This window comes from Paenibacillus sp. FSL R5-0517, from assembly GCF_037974355.1.
In the GTDB taxonomy this organism is placed as follows: Bacteria; Bacillota; Bacilli; order Paenibacillales; family Paenibacillaceae; genus Paenibacillus.
Map to the genome: position 1 here is coordinate 4,663,537 of NZ_CP150235.1, position 22,927 is coordinate 4,686,463.

Below are 22,927 nucleotides of genomic sequence, written 5' to 3' on the forward strand. Positions count from 1 at the left end.
TCCTAATTCCTCCCGGCAATGCGCTCCGCCGCAATCCGGAGCAACCGATGAGCCACATCGTCCTTGGCCATCACTGGTAGCTCCTCCACCAAACCTTCCCGGTCATAGATATGTACCGCGTTGGTGTCTGTTCCAAATCCTGCACCCGTGTGGGTTACGTCATTGGCTACGATCAGATCACAGTTTTTCCGTTCCAATTTCTCACGTGCATACATCTCAACGGACTGAGTCTCCGCAGCAAAACCAATCAAAAACTGATGGGTTTTCTGTTTGCCCAGCGTTTCAAGAATATCTATATTTTTAACAAGTTCGAGCGACAACGTGTCGCCTTTCTTCTTGATCTTCTCGGTGTAAACTTCCTTAAGGCGATAATCGGCAACAGCCGCCGCCTTAACCACGATATCAGCATCGTCCCACTCGCGTGTTACGGCTTCATACATATCCTGTGCTGACTGCACAGGGATCAACTCTACGTTCTCTGGCGGCTTGGCTTGTGTATTGCCCATGACCAATTTCACGTTGGCCCCCAGATCACGCGCAGCTGCAGCGATGGCAAATCCCATCTTGCCAGACGAATCATTCGTAATGTATCGTACGGGGTCAATTCGCTCAATCGTACCTCCAGCCGTAACAACTACCTTCTTGCCTTGTAATAGTGAAGCTTGTTCTTTCCTTGTACGGTCTGCGGACTCGCGCTGTTCAAAGAAACGTTCCACCACATTCACAATGCTCTCCGGCTCTTCCAGACGGCCCTTGCCTACATATCCACACGCAAGCAGACCTTCACCCGGTTCAATCATCATGGCGCCCCGTTCAACAAGCAGGTTCATATTATGCTTTACCGCTGGATGATCATACATATGTACATTCATCGCTGGAGCAATCATGACAGGAGCTGTCGTGGCAAGCAGCGTTGTTGAGAGCATATCATCGGCCATGCCATGTGCCATCTTGGCAATCACATTGGCGGTAGCCGGGGCAACCAGAACAAGATCAGCCAGATCAGCCAGATGAATATGAGATACGACTGCTGGCTCACGCTCATCAAATGTATCGGTATATACGGTGTTTCGGGTTAACGTTTGCAGCGTTAATTCGGTAATAAACTGTGTAGCGGAAGCTGTCATAATGACATGAACATCCGCACCCTTTTGCACCAGTCTGCTGCATAATGTTGCTGCTTTGTATGCGGCTATGCCGCCTGTCACACCAAGCACGATTTTTTTACCGTTCAACATGTTTATTTCCCCCGATATTTATACGACATCTAAACAATGAGTTCATTGAAATATGCTTATTCGTAAAAAAATAACAACCTCGCGGTTGTCAATTAATCCGGCTTACGCCGTATGCAGTTGAAGAGCAGCCGCAGGCGGCTTACTCTTCTTCTTCGTCCTGTCCTTTGATGACAACGAGCAGGTCTCCATAGATTTCTTCCAGTGCAACGCCAACTTGTTTATGGGATCTCGCACCTCTTAAATCCGTTTTTTCACCTTCACGTAGCTGTCTAGCCCGGCGGGAAGCAGCAACAACAAGGGAATACTTGCTGTCGACTTTGTTCATCATTTCATCAATAGAAGGATACAGCATATTAACAAACACCTCTTCGCATTAGTATAATCGCAAGTTGCCGCCTGACAGAACGGATGTGGCATGTCTTCTCATCCAGGCATTCCCCGAAGGGAGTGCTTCAGTACATGATATGACAACTGCCCCACTTATATCGCATTCTGCAGCGGCAAAAGGGATTATTTATTGATCTTACAATGTTCGGCGATTATGATGCTTTCTATTCTCTTGCACGCCAAATCAATTTCATCATTAACAACAGCGTAATCATACTGCTCCAGCAGACTGATCTCATCGACCGCCACGGACATCCGGTGATCAATGGTCGCTTGGCTCTCGGTACCACGGCCCTGAATGCGATCTTTCAGCTCGTCCAATGAAGGAGGAAGCAGGAAAACAAAGATTCCTTCCGGGAATTTCTCTTTCACTTTTAACGCGCCTTGAACCTCAATCTCCAGAATGATGTCACGGCCTTCGTTAATCGTTTTCTCTACAAAATCACGCGGTGTTCCGTAATAATTACCGACATACTCCGCATGTTCCAACAATTGATCTTCAGCAATCATGTTCTGGAACTCTTCATGACTTCTGAAGAAATAGTTCACACCATGTTCTTCACCCAGACGAGGCTGACGGGTTGTCGCCGATACGGAATAGATCAATTCCGGCACCCGTTTGCGCAAAGCGCTGCATACCGTACCCTTCCCGACCCCAGATGGGCCGGACAACACTACCAGTAATCCTTTAGACATATTACACTCCATTTTATTCGTCGTTATCATCATCTTTCGAAGAAAGACGATGGGCGACCGTCTCAGGCTGAACTGCAGACAAAATGACATGATCGCTATCCGTAATAATTACGGCACGAGTACGTCTTCCGTACGTTGCATCAATCAGCATGTGACGATCTCTTGCCTCTTGTATAATTCTCTTGATCGGCGCCGATTCCGGACTCACGATGGATATAATCCGGTTCGCCGATACGATGTTACCGAATCCAATGTTAATGAGTTTGATTGCCATAATCAGGTTCTTCCCCCTATACATGCGACTCTTTTGCCGAAATTTGGCTGTTCATTCGATATTCGCAGCTTGCTCACGAATCTTCTCCAGTTCTGCCTTCATTTCGACAACACGATTCACCAGAGCCAAATGGTTGGCTTTTGATCCAATCGTATTGACTTCCCGATTCATCTCTTGAATTAGAAAGTCCAACTTACGACCTACGGGCTCATCACTTTTCAGCAGTTCCCTGCTCTGTCCAAAGTGACTCTGTAGACGCGTAAGCTCCTCTTCTATGTTAGAACGATCGGCAAACATTGCAATTTCCATACCCAATTTATGCTCATCAAAAGGGAAAGAGCCTTCTTCCTGCATTTCCGTAAGCCTCTGTCTTAGCTTGTTGCGATAATCACTTACCACAGTCGGTGCAAGATCAAGCATCTCGGTATGCAGTGACTCCAGACGGGTAATACGCCGTTCCAGATCACTGGCCAGATGAAGACCCTCGCGAGCGCGCATCTGTTCAAGGCTGGACAGTGCCTCTTTCAATCCTTCCTGCAAAACTCGCTCCCATTCGTCCTTCTGCTCTTCGGGAATGGAACTTGTCCCATCCGAATGAACCATAACGTCCGGCAGCCCAAGCATATCCACAATACTTGGTTTGCCCTGCATTCCATATTGGGTCTCCAGTTGCTCTGCAGCCTGCAGATAGGCCCTGACCGTCTGTTCATTCAGAACAGCGGGAAGAGCCTGGTCTTCCTCTTTTTCTTTCATTACATAAACATCAATCCGCCCACGTTTCAAACGACTCTGTACGATTTTCCTCAAACCGTCTTCATAATACGTCCACTCTCTTGGCAGACGCATCATCACTTCGCAATAACGATGATTAACAGATTTGATCTCTAATTGTACCTTATAGCCGCCAAAATGAAAGGCGGATTGACCGTATCCGGTCATACTGAATGACATCGGCATCACATCCGTTTTACTATTGTAATTGATTATTAGGGTTGAAACAAGTAGGACATTGATGCTCCGACTTCTCCCATACGTATTGAGTCAGTTCGGCCGTCATGCCGTAGAACATAAACGGTGTCATAAGATAGATGCCTTTGAAATGCGCTGTTGCTACGTCCAGCAGTTCCTTGGCAATTTTTACCCCCATCGCACGGCCCTCTTCGCCTTCCAGACCTGCCATACGGGAACGCACTTCATCCGAAAGCTGAATTCCGGGAACTTCGTTGTGCAGATATTCTGCATTCCGTCCACTTGCCAGTGGCATTACACCTACAAAAATAGGCACATCCAGGTGTTTGGTCGCTTCGTGCATTGCCACAATCAACTCCGGATCATAGACAGGCTGAGTCATGATGTAATCTGCACCAGAGGCAATTTTCTTCTCCAGACGTTGTACAGCTTTATCCAAATATTTCACATTGGGATTAAATGCGGCTCCGATAACAAAGCCAGCTTTCTGCTTCAACGGTTTACCCGAGAAGGCCACACCGTCGTTCAACTGTTTGATCATGCGTATGATTTCAAAAGAGGTCAGATCGTATACCGAGCTTGAACCCGGCAGATCGCCAAATCTTGCAGGATCACCTGTCACAGCCAGTACGTGATTAATGCCCAGAGCATCAAACCCCATCATGTGGGACTGCGTTCCAATCAGATTCCGGTCACGGCAGGCAATATGCACCAATGGACGGAGACCCGTGCGATCCTGAACGAGGTGACCCAGCGCCATGTTGCTCATTCGTGTAACCGCTAATGAATTATCGGCCAGTGTCAGAGCGTCTGCTCCTGCTGCTTTTAGGGTCTCGGCACCTTTCATGAACTTGGCAATGTCCAAATCACGCGGCGGATCAAGTTCAACAATGACCGTGTGACGCTGCTTGACCAGATCAACAATCGTAGGCTGGCCTCCACGTCCGGAGCGCTCATCCACATGCTCATGCAGTACAATACGCGGTTTGGATTCTGATGGATCAGGCTCCAAAATAGGCGAAGGTACGTAATCTGCGAGCGCCTCTTTCATGGCGGTAATATGATCGGGCGTTGTACCACAGCATCCGCCAATAATTCGGGCACCGAGTTCCGCAAATTGCACTGCAGTCTGACCAAAGTACTCCGGAGTCGCACCATAACGGAACTGACCATCCACATAATCTGCTGCACCCGCGTTCGGATAAACAGACATTGGAATACCAATACGTCCGGAGACGGTTTCCATGGCACGCATAATTCCATTTGGACCTGAGCGACAGTTAAAACCAATCACGTCCGCACCCTGCTCCCGCATGATCCGGAATGCTTCGGGCATTGTGTATCCGTCCAGTGTGTGTCCTACATCCTCTACCGCGAACTGCCCAATCACGGGTAGATCACTTAGCTTGCGCGCTTGCAAAAGGGCAATATCCATTTCCTCGATATCATAGAAGGTCTCAAGCAGAATACCATCCACGCCTTCATCAAGCAGTGCAAAGATCTGTTGTTGATAAAAGCGTTTCAGTTCACTTGTGGAGACGTTTGTCCGTTTGCCTCCGCGAATAGAGCCTACTGCACCAAGAACATAACCGTTAGCTCCAGCCACCTCTTTGGCAATACGAACGCCGGTCCGGTTCACATCCTCCACCTTGGACTCCAAGCCGAACTTGGACAACTTGTCATAGTTGGCAGAGTACGTATTCGTTTCAAATATCTCTGTACCTGCGTCCCGATAACGGCGATGTACTTCTGCCACTACTTCAGGTGAAATCAAGTTTAACTCTTCATATGAAATCCCTACCGGGAATCCCATTTGGTACAGATAGGTTCCCATGGCCCCATCTCCAATGAGAACTCGTTCCTGCATAACTTTGCGCAAATCCGCCTTCATCCCTTTTCCCCCCGCCTAGCTGTGATCATTTTCATACTAATGTAACACAAAAAACGCTAAAAAACGAAGAAAAACACAGGTTTTTGTTGAATATCCAGCTCATATGGACTTTCTTTCCACATAACACCCAATATGTCTCTGTACAGGAGACACGCACTGTCCTTTAACAAAAAAAGAGGCCCGCAGGCCTCTTGGGTTACACCGTTTTCTTATTATGAAGTGATTCCCTTGAAAACAACTTCAGCCGGTCCAGTCATGTACACATGATTGTCAGCTTCATTCCACTCAATGTGGAGATCCCCACCCTTGAGGCTAATGACTGCTGTACGATCTGTATGTCCATTCAGGACAGAGGATACCAGTGTTGCACAAGCCCCGGTTCCACAAGCAAGTGTTGGACCTGCTCCACGTTCCCATACACGCATGTCCACATATCCACGGTCACGAACTGTTGCGAATTCCACATTGATTTTTTTCGGGAACATGGGATGTACTTCAAGAAGCGGGCCCCACGTCGTGAGATCAAAATTAACAGCATCATCAACATAGATAACGGCATGCGGGTTACCCATGGATACGGCAGTGAATTTGAACGCATGTCCGTTCGCTTCAATGTAGTGATCAACCACCGGATTGGCATCCACTGTTGTAGGCACTTGAAGACCGTTCAGGATCGGCTCACCCATATCCACACGAACCGTTTCCACTTTACCATCACGAATGTTGAGACTCACAGGCTGTACCCCTGCACCAATCGTTTCAATGGTAATTTGCTCCTGGTTAACATGACCATGATCGTATACATATTTGGATACACAGCGAATGGCATTACCGCACTGTTCTGCTTCCGATCCGTCCGAGTTCATGATGCGCATCTGAAAGTCCGCCTTTTCCGAAGGCAGTATATAGACCAGGCCGTCCGCACCGATGCCGAAGAAACGGTTGCACCATTTCACAGCCAATTCTGCAGCATCTGCCGGAAGCTCCTTTTCACCAAATACAACGATAAAATCGTTACCAAGTCCATGCATTTTCGTAAATTCCATCATCTTGCCCACTCCTTTTGGCAGTCTGCTGCCAAAGCTATATTCTTGCTCTTCTACAGGATTACCATAGAAATTCATATTCAACGTTTACACAAAAAAGCTATCCTGCAAAATGCCAAAGCTGCCGCTTCGAATCATTTTGAGGATAGCATAACGAAATGGGTAAGGAAAAGGTATTGATTTTATGCTGAAAACTTTGTACTTTTCGGTACGAAGCGTCCAGAACCACCCATACGGCGGCGGTTACGACGACCACCCCACACGCTGCCCGCGCCCATAAGGAACGTTGGAATGCCAGCAGCAACGATACAAATTGCCCATTCACGCAAACCTAGCGGTACGGTTTTAAAGATCGGCTGCAGCGGTTCAACGTACATGACAACCAGCATCAGTACAACCGATGAAATCACGGCAAGAACGAGATATTTGTTTTGCAGTGGATTTCGATGGAAGATGGAGCGCGAACTGCGGCAATCAAAGACATGAATGAGCTGCGCCAATACGAGTGTAGCGAAAGCCACAGACTGTGCTTTAATCAATTGACCCGGGTTATCCGGCGCAGCCTGAAGGGTAAGCCAGAACGCTCCGAGTGTACATAGTCCAATCAATACACCCCGGCTGACAATTTTCCAACCCAGTCTGCGGGCAAAAATGTTTTCTTTGGCACCACGGGGTTTGTGTTCCATCAGATCTTTTTCCGGCTGATCTACCCCGAGCGCCATTGCAGGCAAACCATCCGTCACCAGGTTAACCCATAGAATCTGAATAGGTACAAGCGGCAGTGGCAAGCCCATCATCATCGCAAAGAACATGGTTAGAATCTCACCCACGTTAGATGCCAGCAAATAACGGATAAACTTACGAATGTTCTCATAAATATTACGACCTTCTTCTATGGCCGCCACAATCGTCGAGAAGTTATCATCACTCAGAATAAGCGCCGAAGCTTCCTTCGTGACATCCGTTCCTGTAATGCCCATCGCGATCCCAATGTCAGCCGCTTTAATCGCAGGAGCGTCGTTCACCCCATCCCCCGTCATGGCAACGACATGTCCTTTGCGCTGCAATGATTTCACGATGCGAAGCTTATGTTCAGGAGACACTCTTGAGAACACATAGATGCCCTCTACCTGTTTATCCAGCTGCTCATCCGTCATGCCTGCCAGCTGCTGACCACTTAGAGAAGCGCCACCGCGTGGAAGAATCCCGAGTTGATGAGCAATCGCTTCTGCCGTTGTACCATGATCACCTGTGATCATGACAGTTCGTATCCCCGCCTTGCGGCATGTTGCAATTGCATCGCGCACTTCACGACGTGGCGGATCAATCATGCCTGTAAGTCCTACGAATATAAGCTGACTCTCGGCGGCGTGTTCGTCAGCCACTTTTTCTTCCGGCCGCACTTCGCGGTAGGCCATTCCGAGGACACGTAGTGCCGCGCCTGCCATGCTCTCATTGGCTGCCATCACTTTCTGCCGCAGCGTTCCAGTGAAAGGTACGACTTTGCCTTCCCACAAAATATAACTGCAGTGTCCGATCAACACATCCGGTGCACCTTTGGTGTAGATCATTCGACCTCCCTGATGATGAACCAGGACCGACATGCGTTTGCGCTCCGAATCAAACGGGAACTCCTGCTCCCGGGCATACAGCTCTTTGAGGCCAGCAGGAGTAAGCCCCATTTTGGAGGACAGTGTGACGAGCGCCCCCTCCGTCGGATCTCCCTTCAACTCCCAGAATACATTTTCTCGCTTAACCGTTTCTTCTTGGAAATCATCTTTTTTGGTATTTTTCTTGCCGTCCTTTTTGTTATCCCTGCCCTTTTTCTTGCTTCCAGACTCGTTTGCAATGGTCTCCACAATACTTGCATTGTTGCATAGCGCACTAATCTGAAGCATTCTGCGTAGCGACTGGTCACTCTTCAGTTCCACCGTTCGGCCGTTCTCCAGCATCTGCCCTTCAGGTGCATAACCATCCCCGGTAACCTTGATGCTGCGACCCTCCAGCCATACATCCGTTACTGTCATCTTGTTCTGAGTGAGCGTACCTGTCTTGTCCGAACAGATTACGGATGCACAGCCAAGGGTTTCGACAGAAGGCAGTTTGCGTACAATGGCTTTACGTTTGATCATACGCTGCACGCCTAGTGCGAGTGCAATGGTTACAATGGCCGGCAGACCCTCTGGTATGGCAGCCACCGCAAGGCTGACCCCTGCCAGGAACATGCCAACGGCTGGTTGTCCGTGCAATATGCCGGCGACGACAACCATAATGGTTAATCCCAATGCGACAAAAATCAGAATTTTGCCCAGTTGTTCCAACCTGTGCTGTAAGGGTGTTTCCTGCTCCTCCGTATTCTGGATCAGATCGGCGATTTTGCCCATCTCCGTCTCCATACCTGTACGGATAACCACACCTTTGGCCGTACCACGAGTGACCATGGTGCCCATAAAACCAATATTCTTCTGATCACCAAGCGGAACGTCCTCATCGGCAATCGGAAGGCAATGTTTGCTTACGGGAACCGATTCCCCGGTAAGAGCAGACTCCTCCACATCCAGGCTGTTCGTTTGCAGCCAGCGCACATCAGCAGGAATGCGGTCCCCACTCTCTACCATGACGATATCCCCAGGGACAAGTTGTTTGGCTGCAAGGTGTACTTCCTGGCCTGAACGAAGCACTTTGGCGAGAGGTGCAGACAACTGTTTTAATGCACGAAGTGATCGTTCAGCTCGGAATTCCTGTACAAACCCCAGAATGGCATTCAGTACGATAATGGCCACAATCGTTACCGCATCCAGATACTCACCCAGCAATCCGGATACCAACGTTGCTCCCATCAACACCAGCACCATAAAATCCTTGAACTGATTCAAGAGCAATGTAATCGGAGATATACGTTGCCCCTCGCTCAGCTCATTCGAACCGACCACTTTCCTCTTCTCTGCTACAGCTTCATCCGTCAATCCTTCCTGCGGGCTGACGCCAAGAGTGTTACGAAGCTCTTCATCACTAAGTTGATGCCACTTGGTATGTTCCATGCTTCATGTTTCCCTCCCAGTCTGTATTTCATCTGCTAAATAAGCTCACATGCTTCACCGGCGTGCTGGTCGACAGGCTGTACACAATGCCGGACAAACTACCTGCTCTATATGTATTCGGACAGGTCTGTGATTAGCACCCGGAAGGTGAATCCTTTCCCTGATGGACAGAATAGGCTAAAATAAAGGTCTGCGATGTTCTGCGCAGTACCATGTTCAGTGTTCAACAGGTAAGCAACGAAGAATCTGCATCCGGTCCTTGTTTTTTTACATATCTGGTTGCACGTTTCAGTTATATAGATGAAGCATTGCGCATGACAAATGCAGGTGCTCGATAGAGAGAGGAAGTGGAAAAAATGGCATTGGACGGCATCGTAACACGGGCCATTGTTCATGAATTGCAAGGCTGCATTGGTGGACGTATCAGCAAAATCCATCAGCCGAATGGTCATGACGTAGTTCTCACACTGCGAGCTCAACGCGGTAATAGTAAATTGCTTGTTTCGGCAAGCCCAACATATCCCCGTGTGCATTTTACGGAAAAAACATTCCTTAATCCTACGGAAGCACCCATGTTCTGCATGCTGCTCCGCAAGCACTGTGAAGGTGCAATCATTGAGGAGATCCGTCAGATTGGCATGGAACGTATCATCCACATCGATGTGCGCCAACGCGACGAATTGGGGGATGTTTCGGTTAAACGGATCATCATTGAATTAATGGGTCGTCACAGTAACATTATTTTGCTTGATCCCGTTACAGGAACGATTCTGGATGGCATTCATCATGTGACTCCGTCCATCAGCAGCTACCGGGTAATCATGCCAGGTTTCGCGTATACTGCCCCACCTGAGCAACATAAGAGTAATCCGCTCGAAGTGAGCCGTACAGCATTCGAGGACAGCTATCAAGCCGTTGAAGAAGAGGCATCACGCTGGCTTGTGAACTCCTTTAGCGGGCTTAGCCCGTTAATTGCTGGCGAGATTGCTGCCCGTGGGATTGCTGCTGAAGGCAAAGGGAACACTCAGGCTGTGGTTGAGGGTGAGAGCCGAGTTGAGATTGATGCGCTCTGGAACGCTTTTGAAGCCGTGATGGGTCCTGTCAGAGATCATCGCTACACGCCTGTAACTGGAATGAACGCCAAAGGCAAAATGATATTCTCCGCCGTTCATCTTGAGAGCATTCAAGACTTGGAGAAAACGTATGACACGATGAGCAAGTGCATGGAAGATTATTATGGAGACAAGGCTGAACGGGATACGGTTAAACAGCGAGTAAGTGATCTGCTCCGTTTTCTGCAAAATGAGCGAAGCAAGAATATCAAAAAGCTGGACAACCTGAACAAGGATCTGCTGGAAGCAGACGATGCGGACAAGTTCAGACTATGGGGTGAGTTGCTGTTTGCCTCCCTGCATCAGGTCCACAAAGGGGACAAGAGCGTGGAGCTTGTGAACTTCTACGACGAAGACCAAGCCAACATTACCATTCAGCTTGATCCGTTGCTCACACCGTCTGACAACGCACAACGTTATTTCAAGCGGTATAACAAATACAAAAACAGTCTGGCTGTCATTCATGAGCAGCTTGGCAAAACCAAAGACGAAATTGACTATCTGGATAACCTGTTACAGCAGCTATCCATTGCATCGATGAACGACATTGAGGAAATACGAGACGAGCTTGTGCAGCAAGGATACCTTCGTGACCGTAATAAAAAGGGTAAAAAGAAAAAGAAAAGTGATCGTCCGACCGTACACCAGTTTACCTCCTCAGAGGGAATTGATATTCTTGTGGGCAAAAACAACCTCCAGAACGAGTACGTGACGAATCGCCTCGCTTCTTCCAACGACACCTGGCTGCATACCAAAGACATTCCAGGTTCACATGTCGTTATTCGCAGTACGGACTTTGGTGAAGCTACATTGGAAGAAGCAGCACAGCTTGCTGCCTACTTCAGCCAAGCCAAGGAGTCCAGCAGTGTGCCTGTGGATTATACGTTTATCCGTCATGTACGCAAACCAAGTGGTGCGAAGCCTGGTTTTGTCATTTATGATCATCAAAAGACCTTGTTTGTCACGCCAAATGATGAATTGATCAAGAGCTTGCCGTCCACGATTAAAAATGGATAAGGCTATATAAGTTGAACTAAAGATTATTTACACTAACACTACGATGACAGAACAACCTTCCAATCGCTGTTATCCCCAGATTTTTCGATTCCCTTTTTCAAAGGGGAAAATCCGGGGATAAAGGCGAACGCTTCGCTTTTTCAGGTTTTTTCTGTCCTCTCCGTTATCGTGTAAATGATTAGTTCCACTTATATAGAAATGTAACAGTAAAAAAAACAGAATCCCCTGACCATAACGGTTCAGGGGATTTTTGTGGATGCATCAAAATTGTTTCAATACTAATGTGAATTTCATCTTTATCTATCGTTTTTGTTGAATATTAATTCTTTAAAATGTATAATAATTCAACTCTCGCGAAAAAAATTATAGTTAAGGAAGTGTACCATGACCATACATATCAGAGAAACTCAACCTGATGATCTAAAATCACTAACTGCATTAATGCATGACTATGTGGTGGGATTCTACAATAATCCCTGGCCCGGTGATCAATCTATCCAGCTTTTGATCAACAACTTGCGTAATCAGCAGATCGGTGCTCAATTCGTGGCAGAGCAGGACGGGGAGCTTATCGGATTTGCCACCCTGTTCTTCACTTACAGCACAATGAAAGCAGAGCGTGTCGCAATCATGAATGATTTATTTGTTACGGAAGCATTCAGAGAAGGCGAAGCAGAAGCCAAGTTATTTGCACACTGCCAGCAATATACACGTGAACATGGGTGTGCTTATATGTCCTGGATCACAGCCGTGACTAATGAACGAGCACAACAATTATTCGAGCGTCTTGGAGCTACACGCGGCGCTTGGGTCAACTATTCGATTACATAGACTCTTTTTGGCACAAAAAAAGGACATGAATACATGCAGGTTTATGCCTAGCATGATCCATGTCCTTTACTTCTACAATATTAAAATGTACTCAATAAGCAGAAAACCCTCAAAGCCAGATAAAGTGTTAACCTGTCTAAATTATACTCCCCTTTGCCGGGAAGCAGCTGCCTTCAGCCTTTCCAACACATCAACCGTTACGGTCTTGCTACCCAGATCCCCGTGGAAAACGACACCTTGCCGTTCCCCATGATAATCTGATCCGCCAGTCTCGATTAACCCATAACCCTTAGCCATCTCGGCGTATCTGCGCTCATCTTCCGGTTCATGGTCTGAGTGAAACACTTCGAGTCCATCTGGACGGCAATCCTCGATGATACGCCGTACCAATTCATCATCTTCATAGAGGCCCGGATGGGCAATCACTGCGGCTCCACCTGCGGCTCTGATCCATTTGCACGCATCCTTCGGCGCAACGCGGGGTACAGATACGAAGCCAGGCTTGCCTTCAGCAAGGTATCGATCGAATGCATCCCGCAAGTCAACCGCATATCCCTTCTTCACCAGCACATCAGCCATATGAGGTCTGCCGATACTCTCGTCAGGCTCTAGTGGCCGTCCCAGCTCATCCAGTACTTCCTGCCAGCTGATATCAAGCCCAAGTTCCTGAAGCTTCGCGATAATCAGATGATTCCGCTCATCTCGCGCTTCTCGTAATCCGCGCAACCGTTGCAGGAATGGCTCATCCTCCGTATTCACATAATATCCGAGCACATGAATGTCTTTTCCGCCAGCCCGAGTGCTGATCTCCACTCCGGCAACAACATCAATATCGTACTCTTTTCCCGCTTGCTGTGCTTCCGCTACACCAGCAACTGTATCATGGTCTGTTAGAGCAACCGCCGATAGCCCTTTTTGTTTGGCAAGCTTCACATTATCAGCAGGTGGCTGCATTCCATCCGATGCCTGACTATGGGTATGCAGATCACAGCGTCCTTTGCTTTGATTCATGTACAACAACTCCTTTCTTTCCAAAAGTGGTTTGTGATTACATCTTATCTATCATTAATGGTGCGAACGATTATGCCTTCCCCGTCTTGGACTCCGGCTCAGGTTGCTCCTGTTGGCGCAGATAATTCAGGAAAGCCACTGCCGACAGGGGCAACAAGGACGATTTTAGATGGATGGCATAGAATTGCCGTTTGAATTCAAGTCCTCGGATATCCACAATATGAACAAGTCCCAGAGCCAGTTCATGCTGCACGGAAGAAGGAGATAACATTGTAATGCCTACCCCTGCCTCCACGGCTGATTTTACCGCTCCTGTACTGCCAAGTTCCATCACAACATTCATATCCTGTGGATCAATCTTTTTCTTTTGCAATTGGTCTTCCATCACCTGACGAGTACCTGAGCCCTTCTCACGCAGCACAAAGGGATAATTCATGACATCCTCAATATTCACTTTGCTACGCTTAGCCAGATCATGCCCGGCAGGTACAATCAGTTTCAGCTCGTCCTGCATGACAGGCTCTACAATCATGTCCGGATGGTGTACTGGCGCTTCAATCAGACCAAAATTAAGCTGGTGCTTTAAGATATCATCCATAATTTGCGTTGTATTCATCACTTTCATGACGATTGAAATATCCGGATATTGAAGTGCAAAAGGTCCGAGCATGCGTGGAAGTACATATTCCCCGATCGTTAAACTAGCTCCAAGCTGGAGTCGGCCCTGTAACATTTGGGTAAACGCTGACATCGCTTCATCCGTCTGTCTAACCAGTTCTACACTTCGTTTGGCATGAGGTAATAATGTCCGACCCGCCTCGGATAATTCTATTTTTTTGGTGGAACGATGCAATAACTTGGTCCCGAAATAGTCCTCCAATGATTGAATCTGCATCGTCACTGCCGGTTGAGTCATATGTAATGCTTGTGCAGCAGCCGAGAAGCTTCCTTTCTCTGCTACCGTATAAAAAATATGCAATTGGTGAAAATTCATATCTTCGCCCCTCTTCGATTACACTCTCTATATTGTAGCCGATTTCCCGCTTGGCAACAAAAAAAGCATGCAGCTTGTCTGCATGCGATACGACTTGAATCTATGATTTCAACATATTGAATCTCATATTGAATCTAATCAACTTACTTATGCTTACGGCTATTTTTGACCAACGTCATTCTTCTTGAGTGTCTTAACCATGAATAGTATGACTTCAGGTCCCTTAATTCAATGGTCTCCGACATTCGTCCCAGAAACGTAACTACGATCATTTTGTGCAAGGGGTTGCCCGCAATATCATATTCCCCTTCAAGTTCGGAAAATTCGGCGACCACCACCAGATCCTCATCAATCAGGTAGACGTCCTGTTCATTACGGTAGTATGGTGTTATACGGTCCTGCTTCAGACACTCCCATAACCACGCCGCAATATGGTCATCATCACTACGTGCAGGCTCAATACGGTCTGCATACCGCATCTTGGCATGATGGGTAATGACGATGTCGGCCACTTTCTTGTCTCCAAGAGCCACGAAAAACGGCTCGTAGGTGCTCCAACGTTGCATCACCTTATCACGCATGGGAATCACTCTCCACCAGATAGGACTTTCTATCTATTTATTACCAAATATATTACAACATTAGTCCCGCAACCTCAAGGCGTAAGTGTAACTTTTTTTCACTAAAGTTCATTTGTGCATAATTTAAGAAAAGAGCGACCCCAAGGGGCCCCTCCAGTTTCTCGTCTATATTCCGTAAAAGCTCGTTTTGTCCATGGTTTTGCTGGCATACTCAGTTTTGATCTCATTACGATACGATCGTTCGATCTTGCGCACATAGGAAAGTCGCTTCACGTTTTTCATCGTATCTTCTGCCCGTTCTGCATTAACATACATGACCACATAATGCATACGGCGGGAGATATAATGCACGGTGCCATATTTTTCGAGATTACGGGCAGCCTTCAAATCACTGACCCAAATAATGAATCCTGTCCTTTCCGCAAACATCATCGTTCCCCGCCCTTCTATAATGATTACTTAACTGCAACCACACTTGCCGCCACTACCGCAGCCGCCCTTCGGATTCGGATCATTGCTCGGTACCTTAATGGTCGTTGACACTGCGAATGCAATGGTCTCTGACATCTGGAATAACATATCATCCAGGGACTTCTCTGCCTGTTTGAAGCGGACCACCGCCTCGAAATTTTCCAACTCCTGTTCCAGAGCCTTCACCTGGTCTTTCGCTGCATGATAATCCGGGTGAAAATGACCGAAACGCTGTGTTTCTTCAAACAATTCCTTCTTGGCATTCAGCTTCCGAATCCCCATCTGAATCTCAGGGGAAGTCTCGACTTGCTGCTTCCAATATAAATAATCCGATACTTCGGCAGATTGGTTAATCATGTCGCCCAGTTCATATGCGCCCGTTAACACTTGGGCCATATCGACCGTGTTCATTTCCGCTACGCTCATGAAATATTCATCCTATCTATATATAAAGTTCTACTTAACGTAGACTACCCCATCATAGCATATCCATGAATAGTTAAGAAGAGTTTTTCCTGCAATTAGAAATAGCGAGAGCTTTAAAATTCGCCTTTCAACCTGATATTCACGAAAAACAGTCAGGTTGTAACATCATCAGGCAGGATAAGACGCATTGTATCCCACTCCGACGGGGAGAATGTACGCCATTCCGTCTCTGATGTATGTTCATTTGAATCCAGCATGTACCAACCACTTAAAGTCCATTGTTCATGGCCCTCTACCTGGTGTGGAATGAGGTATCGCGTACAATTTTCCTGCTGTATCCCCAGCTTGGTCTGCCACTCAATGGCTTTGGCAGCAATCTGTCGTGCGGTTGAACTATGATATCGACGCCACTCCTTGTACCAGGTCTCCGGTATCTCCTCCAATCCGAGCAGAGAGAACTTCTTCTCAATGACAGAATGATCACGCTCCAACCCATGCAGAAGTTCAGGAACATCAACCAGTCCTTGATTATCGGGTGTGTAGAAAGAAGAAGCATATACATCGGTCAACACATCTTCTTCTAATAATTTCGAAGGCGCTTCGGTACCTGTACTTGCCTCCGTTGCCTCCATCTTCCGTTCTACAGTCAACGGTGCAGCAACCGTCTCCCTTCCCCACCCTTCCAACGCAATACGTACATTCTCCGGTATGCCTGTCAGGGCATATTGATCCAGAAACTCCATCATTTCACGTAATCCACGCCCTTTGGCTAAGGCCCAAACGAATCGTTCTCTTGTCATGCGATAGACGGACATCCGGTCATGCGTTACCCGTTCTGCGCATTGCTCCAGCATCCAGATCACATCAGGCCTTGCTTCCGGTGGCACCAACATTTCGAAATCAGGCTGCATGTAAAATCCACTCGGTTCCGTCTCACTTACCATCTCTCGTTCTCGATATAAAAGGCTCTGCGGGTCGATCAGCCAACGAAATGCCAGATCTCCCGATTGATCCTCTCCAACTTCACCATAACCCCACCCAGCAAGGGCATAGAGCCAGCCCATAATTCGTGGTTTCAGCTCAGAATTCGCTATACGGCACCATATGTTCTTTTCTGGAACAAGCACTGCCAATTGATAACGAAAATGCTGTAACGCGGGTTCAACTTCTCCGTATCTTTCCATACACGCTTGATATATTTCCCGATGCATCTGTGTCCACGATAGCCCTAACCATTTTTTTAATTGATGATCTTGAATCTGGATTCGCCCATCTGACTTCTGAACCAGATTCAGACTAAGAAGTAGATCAAGAAGAATGGCAACGTGGGTCGGATACAACTCCGAATGTTCATATCGGATACCCAAACCATCAAAGTCTGTCGAAGATAACACCGTGATCATACTTAATTTTTGAACACTTTTCTTATGTATAGTGCCTTTACCTGTCAAAGGAAGTCCTTCTCTTCCGATCCAAGCAATCAGATGAAGTAACTCTCCAGCAACATCCGACTTTCCCTCCTGTATTACATGAGCAAAATTTATACCCTGTTTGACGGTTATGCCCACTCTTTGCGCATAAGCAATAGTCAATGTCTCGATCAGTGAAGCAGGAATATAGAATAGTCGCTCCCCCCAACTCTTATGCACAGATTCGATCCATTTTTGCTGCCGAAGGTGGGCGAAGGAAGAATTGGCTTCTGCGACACTTAGTCCTTCGATGGCCCATTGTTCTCGCGGCATGAGGGAGGAAAAAGGCTGACCAACATGTTTGTGAAAAATTGCACCAAGTACTTTTTGTTCCACCCAAGTAAGCTTTGACCATGAATCAAGGTTCAGTACCACAGGTTCATTTGTTGGTCCAGATGAAGACATTTCCCAATCCCTCCTCTTTTCGCGAGTATAAATGGGCTATTCGTTCTCATGAACGATAGCATATTCATATCCCTGCTCCACCAAGAACATCTGACGGTTTAATGCAAACTCCTGTTCCTTACTATCCTTCGATACCAGCGCATAGAAATATGCTTTATTTTCCCCCGCTTTCGGTCTCAGAATTCGTCCCAACCGCTGTGCCTCTTCCTGCCTTGAACCGAAACTCCCGGATATTTCAAGCGCAACAGCAGCATCGGGCAGATCTACAGCAAAATTGGCAACCTTGGATACAACAATCGTTTTAATCTCTCCACGTCGAAAAGCGCCAAACCATTTGATTCGCTCCTGCTGTGACATGGTTCCGGAGATTAAAGGTGCTTCAATTTCCCGGGCAATCAACTCTAGTTGGTCCAGATATTGTCCAATTACTAGTGCAGGTAAATCCCGATGACGTTCCAGCAAACGCTTAACCACACGTACTTTCGCCGGATTCTCTGCAGCCAATCGAAATTGATGCTTAACCTCGGCTTGCAGATAATTCGATCTTAATTCCGGGGAGAATGGGATACGTATCTCCTGGCATTGTACATCAGCAATCCAGCCTTGCTGCTCCAGTTGTTTCCACGGCATGTCATAGAGCTTCGGACCAATTAACGAAAATACATCCTGTTCACAGCCATCCTCTCGAACCAACGTGGCTGTTAATCCCAGCCTTTGCGTAGCTTGAATATCCGCAGTTGCACGAAACACCGGCGCTGGAAGCAAATGTACTTCATCATATATGATCAGCCCCCATTGCCGCTCACTGAGCAGTTTGATATGGGTAAAATCAGCATCTTTTGATTTCCGGTGTGTAAGAATCTGATATGTAGCTACAGTCACAGGTTTCACCTGTTTTTTCTGACCTGAATACTCACCAATCTGTTCGCTGGTGATCGTGGTTTTGTCTTGAATTTCCTGAATCCACTGTCGCACAGACGTTGTATTGGACGTCAAAATAAGGCATTCACATTGAAGCCGCTCCAGCACGGCCATGCCAATGACCGTTTTGCCTGCCCCACAAGGAAGTACAAGTAGCCCGCTTCCTCCCATGCCCTCACTGCCTTCGAATGCGTCCACAGCCTCTTTCTGGTAAGAACGCAGTGCAAATCGCTCAGAGTGAGCCCCTGAATCATTGGTTCGCCATTCAAATGAAAGCTCGGTTCCCTTCCGATACCCCACATAATCAAGTACGGGGTAACCCAGTCGTGTTAATTCCCTTTTTAGTAACCCTCGCTGTTCTCCCGGGAGCATAAGTTGATGAGCGTCCTTACGTTCCATACGAAAGGCAGCTATCGTTTTCAATCCACTTAATTCATCGAGCAACCGTTCATCCTCACTGTAAAGGCGCATTCTGGTGTGATCTGCTTCGGAATGCAGCTTTAATTTGCCATACTGATCCATAATTCTACGAACATCCTGTATCAGTGCAGCAGGCACGTTCCAACGCGATACCAGCTCCAGACTTGCAATGACCTGATCTGAATTCCATCCGAGCGCAGCTGCATTCCAGAGCGACAGCGGAGTGATTCGGTAGGTATGAAATGCTGCGGGTGTCTTGACCAGTTCAGCATACATCCCAAGCTGCTCTCTTGCCCTTTCGAATCCGGGGTGGCCGACTTCCAGCAAAACTGTAAAATCTCGCTGAACAATGCAAGCATCCGTTCTACCCATATGTTCTGTTCCTTCCATTCGCGCCTTCCTCCTATCAAAAAAAAGTCCAGTTCCGGCTGCTTCCGAAAATGAACCTGTATAATTGCGAGTTCAACAAGTCTTATTTCAGTACCGAAAAGTGGACTTATTGAACAACCTCTAAAAAAAACCATAAAAAAAACACCCTGCCCATACCTCGGTATGAACAGGATGCCCAACTGCATCTAAAGTCATTCGGCTGTGTAACCCTTAGCCATGGCGATAAATAATCTCACGGCCGTCTGCATCGCGTCTTCGTCAAAATCAAACATCGGATGATGATGCGGATAGATCGCATTTTTATCCGGGTTGCCTGCTCCAACAAACATAAAGCACCCTGGAACCTTCTGCAGATAATACGCAAAATCTTCCGCTGGCATCAGCATCGGGGAGGCTTGTACTCGTTCTGCCCCAAATAACTCTGTAGCTTCCCTGAAGAAACGTGTTGTCTCCTGTTCATCGTTCACCACAGGTGGATATCCCATAATATATTTCACTTGCGTCTCTGCTCCATAGGCTGCCCCTGTCTGATCTACCATGGTAAGCACACGCTCTTTCATCACGTTTCGGGTCTCTTCATCAAATGTTCTAACTGTACCGCTCATTTTACATTGCTCTGCAATTACATTCTGAGCAGATCCCGCCTGCATAGTGCCAATGGTCAGCACCGCCGGTTGTAAGGGATCCACCGAACGGCTGACAACCGTCTGAAGCTGCATCACAAGCGCAGAACCGGCGATAAGACTATCTATTGTCGATTGCGGCATCCCGCCGTGTCCACCTTTGCCTTTGATCTCAATGTAAAAATCGTCCGCTGCCGCCATCATTGGTCCTGCTTTACTGGCAACCACACCTACAGGGAGCGGAGTCCACAGATGAATTCCGTATATGACATCTACACCTTCAAGCGCACCATCCGCAATAACCTGGACTGCACCGCCTGGAAGCAGTTCTTCTGCTGGCTGGAATAAAAAGCGAATCTCGCCTCGAATCTCCTGCTTGTGACGGCTGAAATACAATGCCGTACCGAGCAAGATGGAGATATGACCATCGTGGCCGCATGCATGCATCGCTCCTGCTTGTTGTGAAGCATACTCGATATTCTTTTCATCCTGAATCGGCAGTGCGTCCATATCAGCTCGCAGCATGACGACAGGACCCGGCTTGTCGCCACGGATTGTACCAATGACCCCGTGACCACCAACATGACGCCTTACTTCAACGCCAAAGCTCTCCAACATATCCGCTACAAAAGAGGATGTCTTCTCCTCATGAAAGGAAACCTCTGGATTGCGATGAAGGTGACGCCGCCATTCCACCATGTGGATCTGCAGATCTTCCCACCATATATTATTAGTCATGTCTCTCCACCCTTTCAATCTTGAACGGGACTTATATCAAGCCCGAACCTGCCTCTTCGAACCTATTGCTGTATATTGTAGCAGAATTGGAAGAAAACCGATACGAAACGCCCTTGGAAAGCTTGCACGGGAAGGGGAAACATACTATCATGAACTAGAGAAATACTCGAGAAATTATACTCGGAAGCTTATGAGGAGGATCAAACGCTTATGATTTTTGAGAATACAGGCTTGGATGGCTTGAAGAGCGACTTGGCATACCTGGATGAGAGCGCCGAGAAAGTCGGATTTGTCCGGTGGCAATGGGAATATTACCGTGCTACATACGACTACAAAATTGAAGATGAACAAACCAACTCAGAATACTTTGTACGCATTAATACCCGCGCCGTGGAAGGCAAATTGGAAAAACCGGATACCGTTCTTGCTGTTGAAGCAGTGTACCTTGGCAAAGCCACCTTCCCTCACGGCCTGGACTATGACTCTTCCGTTCCTCAACCAGTCGTGAAGCTGGCAGCCCAAAAATTACAGCAGCTTAAAGAACTGCTGGAAGCATAGGCTGGGCCAAACGATGAAACAACAAACGGCCCAAACGAAAACGAAGAGAGGCACGCCGGATTTTCAACTGCTAATCCTCACTTTATTGTTGGTGGGCTTTGGACTGGTGATGGTATTCAGCTCCAGTTCCAGCATTGCAATCGCAAGCGACAGATTTAACAATGATGCCCTTTACTTCACGAAAAAACAACTTGTGTGGGCGATTATCGGTCTATTTGGCATGTTCTTTGCCATGAATATCCGCTTTAACAAGTACAAAAAGCTCTATGCACCCTTTTTCCTGATCACTACGGTCATGCTGGTGATTGTTTTGATCTCAGGCGCAGTATTGAACGGTGCACGAAGCTGGATTCACATTTTCGGCTTCAGTCTTCAGCCTGCGGAATTCGCCAAAATTGCTATCATTCTATATCTCTCTGCTCTGATCACCAAAAAAGGTGAGAAATTCAGAGTTTTCAAGACAGGTTATTTTCCCGTCTTGTTCATCGTTGGATTCATCGCAGGACTGATCATGCTGCAACCAGACTTTGGTACTACCTTCATTCTGGTGTCCACTTGTGGTCTCTTGATTTATGCCGGTGGAGCCAGTATGAAACATATCTTAGGTTCGATTCTCTTGGTTGTACTCGGTGGAGCCCTGGCGTTCGGAGCAAATTCCCTATTTTCTTCCATGTCTCCCTCCGACACGACGACCGCTACAACAGCAGTCACTGCGGAGCAGAACTACAAGATCGGACGTATCCAAGCTTTCCTGAATCCATTATCCGATATTAATGGCGGAAGTCTTAACCTCTACCGTTCCCTTGTTGCCATTGGTGATGGCGGCATGACAGGTTCCGGGATTGGACAAGGTACGATGAAGCTTCACTATTTGCCAAATGCGTATAATGACTTTATTTTCTCCGTGATTGGTGAAGAACTCGGGTTCATCGGAAGTACATTATTCCTGCTCGTTTACCTGTACTTCATCTGGCGAGGAATTATTGTCTCTCTCCGCTGTCCCGATCCATTCGGAACATTGGTCGGCATTGGCATTATGGGATTGATCGCGATTCAGGCATTTATCAACATCGGTGGTGTAACTCAAACCATTCCGTTGACGGGTGTCACGCTTCCGTTTATCAGTTATGGGGGTACCTCACTCTTTGTGATGATGGTCGCCATGGGCATTCTGCTCAGTATCTCGCGCACCAACAATCTGGACGTAATCAAGGAAGAAAAAACGAAGTCAGTGACTGTACAGACACAGACTCGTACCTCTCCTGCTCTTCGTTCACGGGAGTCCATTCGTCGGATTCGGTAAAAAACAACATAAAAAAAGGCTGTGCACCTAATGGATGCGCAGCCTTTTTGTGTGTACTCGTTTGACAATTCTGTCTATCAAGATGAAGAACAGGTTGATGTATCCTGTTCTCCAT

20 protein-coding genes are annotated in these 22,927 nt (G+C 47.3%); 4 read left to right on the plus strand and 16 right to left on the minus strand.

The window, feature by feature from the left end:
* Positions 1-2: 2 nt before the first annotated feature.
* The 8 genes from coaBC to MKX40_RS20735 form a co-directional block, all read right to left on the minus strand.
* The gene (gene coaBC, locus MKX40_RS20700; RefSeq protein ID WP_339235684.1) at positions 3-1,238 is read right to left on the minus strand and encodes a bifunctional phosphopantothenoylcysteine decarboxylase/phosphopantothenate--cysteine ligase CoaBC; all 1,236 of its coding nucleotides are present in this window, start codon (positions 1,236-1,238) and stop codon (positions 3-5) included.
* 139 nt (positions 1,239-1,377) lie between these two features.
* Positions 1,378-1,590, minus strand: coding sequence for a DNA-directed RNA polymerase subunit omega (gene rpoZ, locus MKX40_RS20705; RefSeq protein ID WP_036614619.1), 213 nt, complete (start codon positions 1,588-1,590; stop codon positions 1,378-1,380).
* 158 nt (positions 1,591-1,748) lie between these two features.
* A complete protein-coding gene (gmk, locus tag MKX40_RS20710; protein ID WP_017687445.1) occupies positions 1,749-2,321 on the minus strand; it encodes a guanylate kinase in 573 nt (190 codons plus the stop codon).
* Positions 2,322-2,334: 13 nt separating this feature from the next.
* Positions 2,335-2,595 (minus strand): DUF370 domain-containing protein, encoded by a 261-nt coding sequence (locus MKX40_RS20715; protein WP_006209218.1) that lies wholly within the window; start codon positions 2,593-2,595, stop codon positions 2,335-2,337.
* Positions 2,596-2,646: 51 nt separating this feature from the next.
* On the minus strand, positions 2,647-3,546 hold the full coding sequence (locus tag MKX40_RS20720) for a YicC/YloC family endoribonuclease (RefSeq protein WP_076211386.1): 900 nt from the start codon (positions 3,544-3,546) through the stop codon (positions 2,647-2,649).
* A gap of 19 nt (positions 3,547-3,565) precedes the next feature.
* Complete coding sequence (locus tag MKX40_RS20725; RefSeq protein ID WP_339235687.1) at positions 3,566-5,455, minus strand: bifunctional homocysteine S-methyltransferase/methylenetetrahydrofolate reductase; 1,890 nt, start codon at positions 5,453-5,455, stop codon at positions 3,566-3,568.
* Between the two features lie 212 nt (positions 5,456-5,667).
* Positions 5,668-6,501 carry a diaminopimelate epimerase gene (gene dapF / locus MKX40_RS20730; RefSeq protein WP_036614947.1) on the minus strand — a complete coding sequence of 278 codons (834 nt, stop codon included), beginning with the start codon at positions 6,499-6,501 and terminating at the stop codon, positions 5,668-5,670.
* Positions 6,502-6,683: 182 nt separating this feature from the next.
* Positions 6,684-9,542, minus strand: a complete 2,859-nt coding sequence (locus tag MKX40_RS20735) for a cation-translocating P-type ATPase (protein ID WP_339235689.1) — start codon at positions 9,540-9,542, stop codon at positions 6,684-6,686.
* A gap of 356 nt (positions 9,543-9,898) precedes the next feature.
* On the opposite strand from MKX40_RS20735, the gene MKX40_RS20740 reads away from it, so the two are divergent.
* Both MKX40_RS20740 and MKX40_RS20745 read left to right on the plus strand, forming a co-directional pair.
* The gene (locus MKX40_RS20740; protein WP_339235691.1) at positions 9,899-11,671 is read left to right on the plus strand and encodes an NFACT RNA binding domain-containing protein; all 1,773 of its coding nucleotides are present in this window, start codon (positions 9,899-9,901) and stop codon (positions 11,669-11,671) included.
* Between the two features lie 384 nt (positions 11,672-12,055).
* Positions 12,056-12,502 carry a GNAT family N-acetyltransferase gene (locus MKX40_RS20745; RefSeq protein ID WP_339235693.1) on the plus strand — a complete coding sequence of 149 codons (447 nt, stop codon included), beginning with the start codon at positions 12,056-12,058 and terminating at the stop codon, positions 12,500-12,502.
* A 141-nt stretch (positions 12,503-12,643) separates the two neighbouring features.
* Here the strand turns inward: MKX40_RS20745 and MKX40_RS20750 are convergent, their stop codons facing one another.
* The 8 genes from MKX40_RS20750 to MKX40_RS20785 form a co-directional block, all read right to left on the minus strand.
* Complete coding sequence (locus MKX40_RS20750; RefSeq protein WP_339235696.1) at positions 12,644-13,513, minus strand: PHP domain-containing protein; 870 nt, start codon at positions 13,511-13,513, stop codon at positions 12,644-12,646.
* Positions 13,514-13,583: 70 nt separating this feature from the next.
* Positions 13,584-14,507 (minus strand): selenium metabolism-associated LysR family transcriptional regulator, encoded by a 924-nt coding sequence (locus MKX40_RS20755; RefSeq protein WP_339235699.1) that lies wholly within the window; start codon positions 14,505-14,507, stop codon positions 13,584-13,586.
* A 143-nt stretch (positions 14,508-14,650) separates the two neighbouring features.
* Positions 14,651-15,088, minus strand: coding sequence for a hypothetical protein (locus MKX40_RS20760; RefSeq protein ID WP_017687436.1), 438 nt, complete (start codon positions 15,086-15,088; stop codon positions 14,651-14,653).
* Positions 15,089-15,253: 165 nt separating this feature from the next.
* Entirely contained in the window at positions 15,254-15,517 is a 264-nt protein-coding gene (locus MKX40_RS20765; RefSeq protein ID WP_095290540.1) for a YlbG family protein, read from the minus strand.
* Between the two features lie 30 nt (positions 15,518-15,547).
* On the minus strand, positions 15,548-15,985 hold the full coding sequence (locus MKX40_RS20770; RefSeq protein WP_339235702.1) for a YlbF family regulator: 438 nt from the start codon (positions 15,983-15,985) through the stop codon (positions 15,548-15,550).
* Positions 15,986-16,137: 152 nt separating this feature from the next.
* Positions 16,138-17,859, minus strand: a complete 1,722-nt coding sequence (locus tag MKX40_RS20775) for a helicase-associated domain-containing protein (RefSeq protein ID WP_339235704.1) — start codon at positions 17,857-17,859, stop codon at positions 16,138-16,140.
* A 36-nt stretch (positions 17,860-17,895) separates the two neighbouring features.
* Entirely contained in the window at positions 17,896-19,590 is a 1,695-nt protein-coding gene (locus MKX40_RS20780) for a DNA repair helicase XPB (protein WP_339235706.1), read from the minus strand.
* A gap of 191 nt (positions 19,591-19,781) precedes the next feature.
* Complete coding sequence (locus MKX40_RS20785) at positions 19,782-20,951, minus strand: M20 family metallopeptidase (protein ID WP_339235709.1); 1,170 nt, start codon at positions 20,949-20,951, stop codon at positions 19,782-19,784.
* 210 nt (positions 20,952-21,161) lie between these two features.
* Here MKX40_RS20785 and MKX40_RS20790 point away from each other — a divergent pair, with 210 nt between their 5' ends.
* Positions 21,162-21,509 carry a YugN family protein gene (locus tag MKX40_RS20790; RefSeq protein ID WP_017687430.1) on the plus strand — a complete coding sequence of 116 codons (348 nt, stop codon included), beginning with the start codon at positions 21,162-21,164 and terminating at the stop codon, positions 21,507-21,509.
* 13 nt (positions 21,510-21,522) lie between these two features.
* The gene (gene ftsW / locus MKX40_RS20795; RefSeq protein ID WP_339235711.1) at positions 21,523-22,812 is read left to right on the plus strand and encodes a putative lipid II flippase FtsW; all 1,290 of its coding nucleotides are present in this window, start codon (positions 21,523-21,525) and stop codon (positions 22,810-22,812) included.
* Positions 22,813-22,927 lie beyond the last annotated feature (115 nt).

Excerpts from the sequence above, each read along its gene's own strand:
- coaBC (WP_339235684.1), bottom strand. The coding sequence starts at position 1,238 with ATGTTGAACGGTAAAAAAATCGTGCTTGGTGTGACAGGCGGCATAGCC.
- rpoZ (WP_036614619.1), bottom strand. The coding sequence starts at position 1,590 with ATGCTGTATCCTTCTATTGATGAAATGATGAACAAAGTCGACAGCAAG.
- gmk (WP_017687445.1), bottom strand. The coding sequence starts at position 2,321 with ATGTCTAAAGGATTACTGGTAGTGTTGTCCGGCCCATCTGGGGTCGGG.
- MKX40_RS20715 (WP_006209218.1), bottom strand. The coding sequence starts at position 2,595 with ATGGCAATCAAACTCATTAACATTGGATTCGGTAACATCGTATCGGCG.
- MKX40_RS20720 (WP_076211386.1), bottom strand. The coding sequence starts at position 3,546 with ATGTCATTCAGTATGACCGGATACGGTCAATCCGCCTTTCATTTTGGC.
- MKX40_RS20725 (WP_339235687.1), bottom strand. The coding sequence starts at position 5,455 with ATGAAGGCGGATTTGCGCAAAGTTATGCAGGAACGAGTTCTCATTGGA.
- dapF (WP_036614947.1), bottom strand. The coding sequence starts at position 6,501 with ATGGAATTTACGAAAATGCATGGACTTGGTAACGATTTTATCGTTGTA.
- MKX40_RS20735 (WP_339235689.1), bottom strand. The coding sequence starts at position 9,542 with ATGGAACATACCAAGTGGCATCAACTTAGTGATGAAGAGCTTCGTAAC.
- MKX40_RS20740 (WP_339235691.1), top strand. The coding sequence starts at position 9,899 with ATGGCATTGGACGGCATCGTAACACGGGCCATTGTTCATGAATTGCAA.
- MKX40_RS20745 (WP_339235693.1), top strand. The coding sequence starts at position 12,056 with ATGACCATACATATCAGAGAAACTCAACCTGATGATCTAAAATCACTA.
- MKX40_RS20750 (WP_339235696.1), bottom strand. The coding sequence starts at position 13,513 with ATGAATCAAAGCAAAGGACGCTGTGATCTGCATACCCATAGTCAGGCA.
- MKX40_RS20755 (WP_339235699.1), bottom strand. The coding sequence starts at position 14,507 with ATGAATTTTCACCAATTGCATATTTTTTATACGGTAGCAGAGAAAGGA.
- MKX40_RS20760 (WP_017687436.1), bottom strand. The coding sequence starts at position 15,088 with ATGCGTGATAAGGTGATGCAACGTTGGAGCACCTACGAGCCGTTTTTC.
- MKX40_RS20765 (WP_095290540.1), bottom strand. The coding sequence starts at position 15,517 with ATGTTTGCGGAAAGGACAGGATTCATTATTTGGGTCAGTGATTTGAAG.
- MKX40_RS20770 (WP_339235702.1), bottom strand. The coding sequence starts at position 15,985 with ATGAGCGTAGCGGAAATGAACACGGTCGATATGGCCCAAGTGTTAACG.
- MKX40_RS20775 (WP_339235704.1), bottom strand. The coding sequence starts at position 17,859 with ATGTCTTCATCTGGACCAACAAATGAACCTGTGGTACTGAACCTTGAT.
- MKX40_RS20780 (WP_339235706.1), bottom strand. The coding sequence starts at position 19,590 with ATGGAAGGAACAGAACATATGGGTAGAACGGATGCTTGCATTGTTCAG.
- MKX40_RS20785 (WP_339235709.1), bottom strand. The coding sequence starts at position 20,951 with ATGACTAATAATATATGGTGGGAAGATCTGCAGATCCACATGGTGGAA.
- MKX40_RS20790 (WP_017687430.1), top strand. The coding sequence starts at position 21,162 with ATGATTTTTGAGAATACAGGCTTGGATGGCTTGAAGAGCGACTTGGCA.
- ftsW (WP_339235711.1), top strand. The coding sequence starts at position 21,523 with ATGAAACAACAAACGGCCCAAACGAAAACGAAGAGAGGCACGCCGGAT.